Origin of the sequence: Methylobacterium sp. BE186, from assembly GCF_031457035.1 — a bacterium.
Classification (GTDB): Bacteria; Pseudomonadota; Alphaproteobacteria; order Rhizobiales; family Beijerinckiaceae; genus Methylobacterium; species Methylobacterium segetis.
This window is the reverse complement of record NZ_JAVDVV010000028.1, coordinates 32,459-44,762: the sequence shown is the minus strand read 5'-3', so window position 1 is coordinate 44,762 and position 12,304 is coordinate 32,459. Positions and strand designations below refer to the sequence as shown.

At 59.6% G+C, this 12,304-nt stretch carries 14 protein-coding genes and 1 pseudogene; 11 read left to right on the top strand and 4 right to left on the bottom strand.

What is annotated here, in order from left to right:
* Positions 1–384: 384 nt before the first annotated feature.
* Both J2X36_RS22195 and J2X36_RS22190 read right to left on the bottom strand, forming a co-directional pair.
* Entirely contained in the window at positions 385–756 is a 372-nt protein-coding gene (locus J2X36_RS22195) for an AtpZ/AtpI family protein (RefSeq protein WP_310353866.1), read from the bottom strand.
* Positions 757–1,279: 523 nt separating this feature from the next.
* Positions 1,280–1,636 carry a hypothetical protein gene (locus J2X36_RS22190; RefSeq protein ID WP_310353863.1) on the bottom strand — a complete coding sequence of 119 codons (357 nt, stop codon included), beginning with the start codon at positions 1,634–1,636 and terminating at the stop codon, positions 1,280–1,282.
* Positions 1,637–2,543: 907 nt separating this feature from the next.
* Here J2X36_RS22190 and J2X36_RS22185 point away from each other — a divergent pair.
* The 7 genes and pseudogenes from J2X36_RS22185 to J2X36_RS22155 all read left to right on the top strand — a co-directional run bounded on the left by J2X36_RS22185 (position 2,544) and on the right by J2X36_RS22155 (position 6,437).
* Entirely contained in the window at positions 2,544–2,786 is a 243-nt protein-coding gene (locus tag J2X36_RS22185; RefSeq protein WP_310353860.1) for a hypothetical protein, read from the top strand.
* A 440-nt stretch (positions 2,787–3,226) separates the two neighbouring features.
* Complete coding sequence (locus J2X36_RS22180; RefSeq protein ID WP_310353857.1) at positions 3,227–3,391, top strand: hypothetical protein; 165 nt, start codon at positions 3,227–3,229, stop codon at positions 3,389–3,391.
* A gap of 208 nt (positions 3,392–3,599) precedes the next feature.
* On the top strand, positions 3,600–3,977 hold the full coding sequence (locus tag J2X36_RS22175) for a hypothetical protein (RefSeq protein WP_310353855.1): 378 nt from the start codon (positions 3,600–3,602) through the stop codon (positions 3,975–3,977).
* 66 nt (positions 3,978–4,043) lie between these two features.
* Positions 4,044–4,629, top strand: a pseudogene (locus J2X36_RS22170) (IS5 family transposase); the annotation flags it as partial.
* Between the two features lie 190 nt (positions 4,630–4,819).
* Positions 4,820–5,014 carry a hypothetical protein gene (locus J2X36_RS22165; RefSeq protein ID WP_310353852.1) on the top strand — a complete coding sequence of 65 codons (195 nt, stop codon included), beginning with the start codon at positions 4,820–4,822 and terminating at the stop codon, positions 5,012–5,014.
* The gene (locus J2X36_RS22160) at positions 5,011–5,970 is read left to right on the top strand and encodes a site-specific integrase (RefSeq protein WP_310353849.1); all 960 of its coding nucleotides are present in this window, start codon (positions 5,011–5,013) and stop codon (positions 5,968–5,970) included. The genes J2X36_RS22165 and J2X36_RS22160 overlap by 4 nt, the downstream gene beginning before the upstream one ends.
* Positions 5,971–6,158: 188 nt before the next feature.
* The gene (locus tag J2X36_RS22155) at positions 6,159–6,437 is read left to right on the top strand and encodes a DUF6522 family protein (protein WP_310353847.1); all 279 of its coding nucleotides are present in this window, start codon (positions 6,159–6,161) and stop codon (positions 6,435–6,437) included.
* A 76-nt stretch (positions 6,438–6,513) separates the two neighbouring features.
* On the opposite strand, the gene J2X36_RS22150 is transcribed toward J2X36_RS22155, so the two are convergent.
* Positions 6,514–6,738 (bottom strand): hypothetical protein, encoded by a 225-nt coding sequence (locus tag J2X36_RS22150; protein ID WP_310353846.1) that lies wholly within the window; start codon positions 6,736–6,738, stop codon positions 6,514–6,516.
* 2,402 nt (positions 6,739–9,140) lie between these two features.
* Between J2X36_RS22150 and J2X36_RS22145 the strand changes: the two genes are divergently transcribed.
* The 4 genes from J2X36_RS22145 (at position 9,141) to J2X36_RS22130 (ending at position 10,993) form a co-directional block, all read left to right on the top strand.
* On the top strand, positions 9,141–9,527 hold the full coding sequence (locus J2X36_RS22145; RefSeq protein ID WP_310353843.1) for a hypothetical protein: 387 nt from the start codon (positions 9,141–9,143) through the stop codon (positions 9,525–9,527).
* A gap of 126 nt (positions 9,528–9,653) precedes the next feature.
* Positions 9,654–10,412, top strand: a complete 759-nt coding sequence (locus tag J2X36_RS22140) for a Crp/Fnr family transcriptional regulator (protein ID WP_310353840.1) — start codon at positions 9,654–9,656, stop codon at positions 10,410–10,412.
* Positions 10,413–10,548: 136 nt separating this feature from the next.
* A complete protein-coding gene (locus tag J2X36_RS22135) occupies positions 10,549–10,791 on the top strand; it encodes a DUF6894 family protein (RefSeq protein WP_310353838.1) in 243 nt (80 codons plus the stop codon).
* Positions 10,792–10,798: 7 nt separating this feature from the next.
* On the top strand, positions 10,799–10,993 hold the full coding sequence (locus tag J2X36_RS22130) for a hypothetical protein (RefSeq protein ID WP_310353835.1): 195 nt from the start codon (positions 10,799–10,801) through the stop codon (positions 10,991–10,993).
* A gap of 29 nt (positions 10,994–11,022) precedes the next feature.
* Here J2X36_RS22130 and J2X36_RS22125 read toward each other — a convergent pair whose 3' ends face one another.
* Complete coding sequence (locus J2X36_RS22125) at positions 11,023–11,148, bottom strand: hypothetical protein (RefSeq protein WP_310353831.1); 126 nt, start codon at positions 11,146–11,148, stop codon at positions 11,023–11,025.
* Positions 11,149–12,304: the final 1,156 nt, after the last annotated feature.

Here is a 12,304-nt window from a genome sequence, read left to right as displayed (position 1 = left end):
AGTCACTGCTGCACGCGCAGGTCGCGTTGATCGCATAACTCGCACAAACGGAAGCATCGCGTAAGCATGAGTCACTTACGACAGAGCAGGATCTTCGGCTGTCGCCACACGAAATTCTATAGGGTTTGCCCCAAAGTTCAGGGTTATCCGGTACGTCCTCGGCGCGAAACCTGCCCGAGGGCTCTCTTGGACTCCCTAAGGGCCTTGTTTGATGCGGGACCATTCGGTGGCAGGTGTCAAGGCGGTCGTTCACACCGGTTGAGGCCGTAAAGTAGTGTGGCGCGACCAGGATTAGATTCGATTCAGTTATCCAATCTGGATGACCCAGCATCTTGCAGCTGAACGAAGCGATGCATGGGGGCGTCGTCCCGCAAACCCTTCGTCTCAGGATTCCTTCCGGTCGGTTGGTTCGGAATGCGGCCCACTGAAGCCGGAGGCGCGTATCACCCCGTAGACGCCCGCGGCGAAGCCCAGCATCAGGAGCACCAACATTCCCCAGGGTTTCGTCCCAAGAAATCGATCGAAGATCCAGCCGAGGATCCCCCCTGCGATTACGGCCCCGGTGAACTCCGTGGAGAGTTGCATTGCGCGCCCGAGGGGCGATGGCCCACCAGGCGATCCGGAACGCGACGAATGAGTGGGAGAGGCCGAGATCCGCTTTCGTTCAATCTGCGTCTCGAGGCGCTTGAGGCGTGCGGAGAGATCGCGGTCCGGTTCTGTTCCCGGTTCTCTGCCCTTCTCGTCGCTGCCGCTCACGGCGAAACCTTACATTTGCGGTGCCGCAAGTTCGAGGCGAGACCGTCAGAACCCCGGCTTTCACTGCCTGCGGCGCTGCTGAAGAGTACAAAGCACGAACCCCGCGCACGGCGCGAGCGTCCCGACAAAAGTGAGAAAAATAATTTCGGCGGACATATGGAAGTCCCCTTCGGCCGGACGCTGATGGCACCTCTCTAAGTGATATCCGAGGTTCAGAAAGAACTTCCAAATCAACGCCGGCAAATTTTTCCTGTTCCATAGCTGGTTTCGTGCCGAGATATCGCGGTCCGGATCGGTGAGCCCTAACTCTGTGGCATTCACCGGTGTGTCGAGGACGCGATGATCGAGGCGGCTCGATGCTGCCCGGGCTGGCTCAGAGAATCAGCCCAGACCAAAGGAGCAGCTCTTCGCCGGCTTCCGCCGAGGAGGAAGGCGCTTGCGTTCCTACGTAAGGGCTTGGCGACAGCTCCGAATCGGTTCCGCAATCACGCTTACCGGGAATCGCGGATCGCTCTGCGCTGAGTCACGCGGCACGGCCGATATCGAACCATACGCTCTCCAGCACCATGGCGCGCCAGTCCGAGTGCTGCGGGTCCATCTGAACAACGTCCATGTTCGCCTCGTCTAAGGCATCGAGGCCTCCGTTTGCAAAAATGCCCTCGCCGAGCCGGTGAAGTTCTCCCCAGTGCCGCGTTCCAACGGGATCTGTGGTTGGACCACTGGAGCTTGGCCCAAGCAGCGAACGGCCGGGTTCCCGCCACGTCGTGAGGGATCCCCCGTCGCAAACGGCACTGAAGGTCGCGGCAACACGCTCGCTCTTGGCGATGGCCTGCAGCAACGCGTCGATGGCCGCTTCAGCGGTATTTGGAGCAAAACTCATGGCTGTCTCCTTGCGCCACCCAGGATATCCTTTCGTTGTCGACGCTCCCATTCGCCCTGCTGCGGTGGCTTTCGCGGGCGATCTAGCTGACCGGCGACCGCTCTAGCGATCTATTTGGGGGCTCAGAAGGGAACATGCGGGTCGCATGTGCAGCGATGTCAACAGAGCCACTGCAGGCGACGCTCAGCTGTGCCGCTTCAGCTGAATTTGCTATATAAATTCAAGATAACCGATGAATAATTCATAGTACATACATCAAATCTAGCAGTAGTTGATGAATGTAACTCTTGGGGTCGGCAAGCCTGCAGCGAGCCTCGTGCGGCCATGCACTGGTCCCAAGAGGGCGCTCATGACGAGTAGGAACTAGCGCGGCCAGCAACAGTTTTGAAGATCTGTCCTGCCCGCTATTTGATTGGATAGAGCGACCCACCTGAGGGATGGCAATCATTCGGCACTGCACATTGCCCTTTCCGATACTCGGCGAGCGCTTAGGTCAGAGTGCGAGTGGCACCAACGCTGCACGAGTAAACAACCTTTCACGAGTCGCCGTCGACCAATTCGACCGAAGTGGCGCCATCCTGCATGTGGCGAAGTGCAAGATCCTCTTGGCATTGGGCTTTCGCGGAGGCGAGATCACCGCGCCACGCATTTGAGCCCAATGCCGTCCGCTCTTTCCGAAAGATGATCCGGTACATCGGGCGAAACTCCACAGTTTGTCATCGCACAAATCGCGCCGGCGGCGCGAGTAAGCGGCAACTTCCTAATGTATGTGGCGAGAGCTCGGGCGGTTCACAAGGCATACTTGAAAATAAATCCAACCAGGAAGAATATGATTAGGTTGTTCGTCGGCCAGGTGATATGATGGTTTTGGAAAGTTTATTAGCCTTATATCGGCGGCGGAGGAAAAATGCGCACGACCCGTAAGACGCTGACCTTCGATCTGCCCTTCACGTTGAGCGGGCTCGATGAGCAGCAGCCAGCCGGAACTTACACGGTCGACACCGATGAGGAGTTGCTCGAAGGCCTGTCCTTTTTGGCTTATCGGCGCGTCGCTACCACCATCTATATTCCGTTTGCACACAGCGGATCGGGCTCCCTGCAGGCTGTTCCCGTCGACCCACAAGAACTCGAGGCGGCATTGCGGCGCTGAGAACGCGCGCCGCAGGATGGAGGCGAACAAATCTATACCGGTTATTCGGAGGATGATATGTCTAGAGCTAATCTCTCTAACTTCCTGAACGACAAGCTCAACCAGGCCGTCATCGCGACAGCGCTTGTCGCGGGTGCTTGTCTGTATCTTATGTCCGTCCTCGATCTACACTGGTAGGAACGAGGGTCTGCTCTGATCGGGGGTGTGGCTGGCGTAATGAAGAAGATCGCCATGCATGAGGATCGGTACGCTTTCGGCAAATTCACGAGCCATGCCTAGAGCGGTGCACGTGGGCATATAGATCCAGCACCAGTGTTTCAGCTTGGAGATGCGCCTACAAGCTAATGAAGCTGCTTCCAGCAAGAGGCTACAAACCTGAGTGCAAAGTGCATGACGCTGAGCAAACTCATGAATGGGTTGTCTCTGAGGGTCAACTCTGCATGCATCCAAAGCAGGTGTTTTATCTACACGAGCGGTTTTTCCTGCTCTGGGCCAAGCTGAATTCCGCCATAAAGTGCAAGCTCCAGCCGCACCAGGCGTTATTGCAGGTGGAACTGGAGGCCGAGATCGGTCGCAAGAGCCGCAAGAACCGCAAGAACCGCTAGAGCCATCAGCTTCGCCAAGCCCTTCGGATCCTGTGCAAACGCGAGTGGGCGGCTCGGCCGCAGCTTAGTCAACGAGCGACCAACGGCAGCGCCATCTAGGGTAAATAATCGCGTTCGGCGGTCAAACGGATCTGCCGCGAGGGTCCCGTGTTAGCGGCGCACACTTTCCGGCCCGAGGCGCAGGCCGTTGGAGCAGTAGGAGAACGCGATGGCAAGCCCAAGATTGACCGGTCTCGAATTCCAGTGGTTCACCCAGAGCCAACTCCTCGCGACGAATTACCAGCAGAGTTGGCGGATGGATCTTGAGCCTTCACTGTCCACCTTGGTCTCCTCCATAAATGAAGATGCGAGGTCTAGTCTCACCGGTCCGCAATCCCTTCAGCGCCTGGCTATCCGCTTGGAGCAGTCTGCTGACGAGATCGCGGCCGAAGACTTTGGGGCGCCACCGCGCACCAATGGCCGCTTCGAAGCCGACCGCCGCATCACGGCCCTACGCTGTCTTGCGGCCAAATTTGTGAACGCTGCCGGTGAGGTCGTGGCCTCGAACCGAGACGCGCCGGCAGAGGCGAACGCGCGTCCGAATTAGCGTCCGGACCCATAACGGTGGCGCGTCCTGCCTCGGTATGATTCAGGGTTCCTGTAGGAGGAGCCCATGGATCAGTTTTGGCTGACGGACGAGCAGTTTGCGAAGGTCGCGCCGCACCTGCCCACCGACACGCGCGGCAAAGCTCGCGTGGATGATCGGCGCGTGATCAGTGGCATCGTCCATGTGCTGAAAAGCGGTGGCCGCTGGACGGATGCACCGCACGAGGTCTACGGGCCGAAGAAGACCCTCTACAACCGGTTCGTGCGCTGGGCGGCGAAGGGTGTCTGGGTCAGACTGTTCGAGACGCTTGCTCAAGCCGGCGGGCCGCCGGCTCAGGTGCTGATCGACTCCTCCATCGTGAAGGCGCACCGCTGCGCCTCCGGGGCGAAAGGGGGGAGCAGAACCAAGCGATTGGCCGCTCGCGCGGTGGGCGCACGACGAAGATCCATGCGCTCACCGACCGCTTCTGCCGGCCGCTCGCTTTCCTGCTGACCGGCGGACAGGGGGCCGACTGCAAGGCTGGCGCACTGCTTCTGGAGCGCCTGCCTGCCGTCTCCTGCTAGCCGACAAAGGCTTCGACAGCGACGCCATCCGCCGGCATATCGAAGCGGCGGGGACAGCACCCAACATCCCACCCAATGTCTTTCAGCGGGGTTGAGACAGCCCTGCCGGCCGAGGCCGCCGCTCTAGTTCAGGCCTACCAGCGCGCGAGCAAGACCGAGGCGACGGTGCGGGCCTATACGTCCGACGCGCGGGTCTTTCAGGAATGGTGCGCCCGCTATGGCTTCCGGCCGCTTCCAGCGTCCCCTGAGGCTGTGGGGTCTTCTCGAAAGTTTCGAGCGATGAATTTGAAGCCGCGCGCACTCGCCTGCATCGGGGTTTTTGCCGGCCTCGTCGGCTTCACGGTCTACAACCTGCCGGCGCTTGAACCGGTCTTCGCGCTCCCGATCAACCGCACGCTGTTCGCCGCACTCTGCGCCCTCGTGACGACCTGGGCTCTGGTTTACGTCCTGAAAGGCTGGGGAGAGCGCCCGTGAAGATCCTGCCGGCGATTGCGGACGAGGGGGCGACGTTGCCCGTTGAGACCGCGCCCCTCGTCCAGGCGTACCAGCGGGCGAGCAAAGCCGAGGCAACCGTGCGGGCCTACAAGGCGGACGCTGCCGCGTTTGAGGCGTGGTGCTCACGGTTCGGCTTCAGGCCGCTGCCGGCGAGCCCCGAGGCTGCGGCGGCCTTCCTGGTTCATGAGGCCGAGCAGGGACGGGCATCCTCGACCATCGGGCGCCGGATCGCTGCGATCCGGCATGCCCACAAGTTGGCTCGCCTACCTGACCCCACGCAGGATGAGGGAGTGCACGCGGCTGTGAAAGGCATTCGGCGCCGAGCGGGCGTGAAGCCGACGCAGAAGGCGGCCGCAACCGCCGAGGTGCTGGCCGCCATGCTGATGCGAATGCCCGACACCCTCACGGGCAAGCGGGATCGGGCGTTGCTGGCCCTCGGGTTCGCTGGCGCCTTCCGCCGCTCCGAACTCGCCGCGCTCGACGTGGCCGACCTTCGCGAGGACAAGGAAGGGCTCCGCGTCTTTGTACGGCGTTCAAAGACTGACCAGGAGGGCAGGGGCATCGAGAAGGCGATACCGCACGGCAGGTTCATCCGACCGGTGGCGCTCGTTCGCGAGTGGCTGGAAGCTGCCGGCATCACGGAAGGCCCCGTGTTCCGCCCCGTCTCGCGGTCGGGCAACGTACGCCAGGCTGGGCGCCTCACGACGCAGGCCGTGGCCGACATCGTGAAGAAGTACGCGACCGCTGCCGGCCTCGATGCCTCGACCTTCGGGGCCCACTCCCTGCGAGCCGGATACATCACCACGGCAGCCGAGCGGGGCGCGGATCTCGCCCGCATCATGGATCAGTCAGGCCACCGCGATCCGCGGACGGTGCTGGGCTACATCCGCCGGGCCAACGCCTTCAAGGATCATTCGGGCAGCGGGTTTCTATGATGCTTTTCGTGAGAAACCGCGTTGATCGCCTGCGAGCACACATCTGCCGGCCGCGGCAAGCAGACTGAGAGCAAAACTTCAGTAATGTGGCCTTTGAGAGAGCATATCTCAGGCATACATCTTCTCACGGATATGATAGAGCTAATCTCAGCCCTGCATCTGCGGCCGAGCTGATGGAGGGTTTTCCAATGCACTTCGAATTAGATGAGCAGGGCAATTGGGTCGTCGCTTTCGACGAACTCGCCGGCAAATTCGGTAACTCAGCCAGCCACCTTCAGCATCAGGTCAAACTTGGCCTTCTCAAAGGATTTATGGAGGCAGGCAGCGGCGAGAATGCGGGCCGGTCTAGGATCACCATTCGAGCCGGCAGGGCAGCGTGGCAGGGTACGTTCGACGGCGCCGGGTTCCTCGTGGAGGAGATCATATTCCCGGAAGCACCCTGGTTGAAGGATGCACCCTTGCACTGACGAAGGCCTCATTTGGGTGCGAATGCGAGGATTGCGGCGTCATTATCGCTGTCTGAATGCACCAGCGGATCAGCCGTCATACTTTAATCCGAAGGAGGATTGCTCCGCTGCTTGCCTCCTTGAAGGCGTCATTTCCGAGATATTCAACTGCCGCCCCGTTGAGCAGAGAGTACCGACGCTGATCTTTCAGGATGTGCGATCCGCTGAGACCACCGGTTCGTACGAAGGCCTGCCAAGCGATCATCACGCGAACGGCACCGTCTTCCGCTCTGACGTCAAGGCGTTCAAGCTCGTGATCCATCGCTCATCTCGCCTGCAGAACACCCCAGCTTACGGTTCGGAATACGCATAGGCTTGCTGCCAAAAGCTGTTTCTACGAGATCGTCTTCAAGGCAAGCTGCAGACCGGCGGGCGGTCCCGCTGCCTCACGAAGTTAGCCTGACTGCTCGAACAGCTTCGGTGGTTCAGCTCGGAGCCCCCTTTGCCAGAGCCTGCGTTTCAAGATCCATGAGTTGATCGATCCGGCTGCCGTCGAGTAGCGGAGGGCCATTGCGCATGCCAGCGGTCACCTTCACTGCGCTGGCCGCTGTGTTTCGTCGCGCCGCCTTAGGCGAAGGGTTGGCTCGGAAGCTTTTGCCTCAGGCGGATCAGCCAACTGGCTGCGCACGTTCATAGTGCCCGAAGGGCCAGGATCGCGCGCCCTGACACGATCCGGAACGGTTTTGTGCCTCGGGGCCATGTTTGGCGATTGTGCCGCACTCCGTGGGCCCCCAATCGGTGCTTCGGCAAGCGCAGCAGACAGAATTCCGAAAAAAGCAAAGGTTATAAGAAAATACTTCACAGCTAAATTCTCCGATCAGTACCAAACTAAGATCTACATATTCAGTTTGTTCCTATAAACTTAGCTATTCTGGGATACTGGACGTAATTTCGTGAGCGCCCAAGGTAGGCGGCCTTGGCCTTTCAAGCGCGAGCAGATTGTTCTGCCCACGCCGGCGGGAGCCCAGCTAAGAAGCGCACCAACCATGCTGCATTGAACATCGTGCCCATATGCGGCACCGATGCTAGGCACCTTTATCATGAGGCTTGATCCTCTTGGCGTGCAACATCGTCGCGAACCGATCGGTACGGTTGCATTCAAGTGAAGCTGAGGTCGGTCCGCACCAAAATAATAACAAATGATACAAGTAGTATTATTTTAATTGGTCCTTGAACCGCTACAAAAATATACGATATGATGTTTAAGTGGATTATTTCTTCGCATAACAAGCCGGATTATCAACGTATTGTGAGGATAGGCCTGCTCAAGGACAGCTGGAGGACGCCATGCGCGCCACGATCGTTCCTGTTTTGACCAGTCTCATGCTAAGCTTGGCTCCTCCGATCGTGCTCGCGCAAGGCAGTGACACGCCCGCGAATGCTGCAGAGGTCGCGCCTCGTGGTGACCTTGAAGGCCGAGATGGGCTGACCAACTCACTTGAGGAGCACCAGCATGGAGTAGCGCCCGTCTACTCTGGCGACGAGTTGGCTCAAAGCCCGAGCCCAGTAAATCTCAAAGCATCGAAGGACACTGTCCCTCGGGAAACGGTTGGGCCCACGGTATCTCGGTGTGTCGTTCCAAATTTCGGGGCAACTTTCGAATGCGCCTCTTATTATAATTGGCTTCATATATAATTGACGATGGAAAATTTTGTGAGCTGAGTGTTTTGTCGATGCGGTTTAATCTCAGGAAATACTTCTAAATAACCCACGAACAGGAGTGAGAAATGAGCAGCGAACTTGATCAGGCCGCACCTGCAACTCTAATCTGGCTCCCTGAGGGACTTGTCCCTGACGCCGCATCATTCACGGTGAAGTCAGTAGGCGTGGCTCAGAGCACAGCGGATTGGCCCCATTTCAGCGATGCATTTCGTTATGCCATGAACCTTCCGCGATCAGATGAGCGGCTGCCTTGGATCCAGGTCGGTGATCGGACTATTTCGCCGGAAGAGCTGCGCAGGATGTATGCCCCTCGCGGCCACGAACTCAACTAATCCACAAGCGTGGGACGGACGATCTAGGCTTCGCACTGCATCTCATTCAGCAGATATTTCCGCCCATTGGTGACGTCAATGACAAACGGTTACTTAACGTCGTGGCTTGATGACCACCTCAACAAAACTTTTGTCGCGACCTTGTTGGCTGGCCTCGGCGCAACATAATTCATCGTGGGTATGGACTTACGCTGGTAGGCAAAGACCTGCGTGCAGGAACGCGTATTGTGGCTGAAAGAGTGTGTACAGGGCCGAGAAATGGGCCAAGCTCAAGGCACCACGAAGATAAAACTATTTATTACGATCGCCCGAATAACACACGGCCCTCTTGCCACTGTAACATCTGGTGTCACTGGGGAGTGCTTGAGTGGCGAGCCCCTCTCGAAGGAGTTCGACCTTGGCGTGTTTGGACCGTCTTGCTCTGATCGAAGAGCAGTTTGCTGATGCAGATGGAGCTTGGGCGCGCGAAGTTCGGGTCCTTTACAGTGGCAACCCGTACTTCCACGATAACAAACAAAGCGGGCATGGTGAGCCGGGCAGCGCTCTGCGCTCAGCATACGAGGCGCGCCAGCGTGCCTTCGCCACATGGTACTCAGCACGCGGGCTCGACGCAATGACGCGCTCGCGCGAGGATAAGGAGCACTCCCATCAGCTTGCGTGAGGATCGGACATGGCGGACGATCTGAAACATGCCGCTCTGCTACGCGATCGAGCAGCCTTAGCTGAAGACGCGGCTGACGCACTGTTGAACTCCATTGCAGAGAGCGAAGCAGCAGGCTCCATCTTTCGTGCTGTGAGCGATGGCGGGAACCTCACCACTTGGCGAGAGGTCGGGCGAACGCAGCTCGGGCCTGACTTCAGCTGCCACCTCATCAACCCCGACGATGCAGGCCATTGGCCTGAGTTGCGCCGGTTCGGTGATGACATCCATGCGGCCGGTGGGCTCGATGCGCTGGATGAGGCCATCATGCATATCATCTACTTATTCCCGGCTCAGGCAGACTGGCGCGCTAAGGTGCTGGAGAGTGTCTGGTTTGACGTCGGACGTACTGCATGACCTTTATGAGGCGCGGCGTGCCTTCAACATCGGACAAGAGGCGCGGCTGGGCTCTGGAGCGTCACATGGACGACTGGCCGGCGATTTGCCCCCCGCATCCTTTGGCTATTTAGCTGGCGAATGTCCGTGTTCGCCCCCGGCCTCCCCTGCCTTGAGCCAGCGTCAAACCCGCTGATCCTGAAGCTTGAACACGGGGTCGCTCTCTCTGATGCGGACAAAGCTACGCTCGAAGCGCTGTCGGCGCGCACACGGGAGGTCGAGGCGCGGCAGGACCTCATTCGTGAAGGTGAGCGGCCGGAGGTGGTCCACCTCGTCATGAGCGGACTGGCCTGCCGCTACAAAGTCCTGCCGGACGGCAAGCGCCAAATCCTGGCCTTCCTGATCCCGGGCGACTTCTGCGATCTGCACGTCGCGATCCTCGGCTTCATGGATCATAGCATCTGCACCCTGAGCCCTTGCACCATGGTGGCGATCTCAGGCGAGACCATCGCCGATCTCACCCTCAATCATCCCCGCATCACCCGCGCCTTGTGGTGGGCGACGCTGGTCGATGAGGGCATTCTGCGGGAATGGCTCACCGGCATGGGCCAGCGCTCCTCAGAAGCCCAGACAGCCCACCTCTTCTGCGAACTGCTGGTGCGGCTCCAGGCTGTCGGACTTGCGGCACCAAACAGCTTTCCTCTCCCGCTGACGCAGAACGAACTGGCTGACGCGTTGGGAATCTCCGCCGTTCATATGAACCGCACCCTGCAGCAACTGCGCGCGGATGGCTTGATCGTTCTGAGCAAGGGCATCCTCACGGTTCCGGATGTTGCCCGTCTGCAGGCTTTCGCCCACTTCAATCCGAACTACCTGCATCTCCTGCGCCGAAGCCGAGGGGCTTGAGGATGACAGCCTGCTCCGACGAATTGCGTGGCTATGTGGCTGAGCAGGGTCTAGGGTGGCTCACCGCTGATCCGAGCCCTGGCAATCAGCCGCTGAGAGATGCGTGCGCTCCCGCCGATGACCTGCGGAGCGCGACGTGGCACGCTACTTCTTCGACCTTCACAACAGCAAGTTCTCCTCGCGCGACACCCGCGGGCATGACTGTGCGAGCCGCGATGCCGTGAGCGAGTACGCGCTGAGGCTACTCTGCGACGTGGCGAGGGAGCGTCCACTCGAACACATGCACAGCCGCCTTGGTGCGACGGTGCGCGGCGAGAGCGATGATGTCGTGCTCACGGCGACTGTCAGCATGTCGACCACATGGCTGGACGCCGCCTGATGGGCTGATGAGGTCGCGCGTCCTGTCCCGCGCTCCGATCCACTCGCCGGTCTATGTGGCCACGAGCGGCATCGTGGACACCATCGTCGGGCTGGCCGAGGCCGTCAGGGGCGACCGCAAGCAATTCCACCTGACGGCGCCGATCACGCCCGGCGGGAAATCTAGCGCCGCCCGAGGCCGGCGAGTAGAAGGCGCCGCTTAGTCCGCTTACCAGAACCTTCTCCAAGCCGCCTACGAAGCCCGATGGTCGGTCTGCCTGTTCCGACTGATGCTCTCGCTCTCGATGCTCGGCAGGTGGCCGAGGCGGAGCAGCGCTACGCTCGCCAGGTCGAGCTGGTCGCCGAACTCGCTGGACAAGAGGGAGCCCTCGTCTGCGCCCAACATGTAGGGCATCGAGGTACTGATCGCAGAAGCTTGACGTGAGGCAGCCGAAGGGCGGGGCAAGAACATGACCGAGGCGGCAGCTATCTGCGATCCTATGCGTGCAGCTCAGGGTCTTCCGACCTCATGTTGCATGTGCGCAGTAGAGCGGTTGCCTGAGCCCTCAGGCGAATGGCCTCGGCGGTGTGACGCCGCGCCTCATCAAGAAGCACCCGAACAGCCACTGCCTTGCCCTTCCTGACGAGGGCGTCGGCAGTCGCGGTCATTTCAGACGCGATGCTCTCGGCCATATCAGCGGCAGCGATAAGTTCTTCGGGCGACATCGTAAGCGAGCCTTGACCAGGGAAAATGCCAATGGCGACCCCGTGGCCAGCTCATCGAAGCACTATGTTGCAGTGCGATAAGAGACATAGTTGATTGTGCGGCGCAACAAAAAAGATGCGCAGCGAGAATGTGCGTTTGAATCGTACCGCGTCAGAATACAGCTAAGCCTGCTCTATCTATGCACATCCTGAGCAAACGCTAAGTTTAATCCTAAGCTGCGGGCCGTCATATAAGCGTAAACAGCCTATGCCGCACAGCAATTCACCGCCGTCGCAGTGTGCTTAATCTTGCCGAGCTGCTTAATGAGCTGCCCGTGCTGACAGCGCGTCCCTGGCTGCCTGGAGGAGATCCACATCAACCCAACGAGCGCCGATCTGGCGTTCCAAGAGTCGAGCATGAGCCACAACAGCTTCCGGAGGTCCCCACATCATCTGGTATGGCGGAACACCAGGACCGGGCTGCTCGGAAGCGAGGCGTCCGAGCTTGAATGCGGATCCCTTCTTGATCAGCCGTTCCAATGCCTGCCGCAGAGTTGATGCACGCGTCACTCGCACTCTTTGCGTTGGCGCGTCATTCCCAGTGTAGACGAGGTCCACCAGGTCAGCTGAGGAGAACCACCGCTGCGGATCGCGAGCGAACACGTTCAGGATCGCTGCGTCCACACTGTCGATCTTCCTCACGTAGCTGTGCCCTCGCACACTGTGTTCGCCTTGCAGAACGGCCGTATATCACCCCAGTCCTTCCCGTTGATGTTTACCCGGCCGCAAGGTCTTTCCGGCGAGGTGTGTAGCCGGGCAGAAGTTCTTCA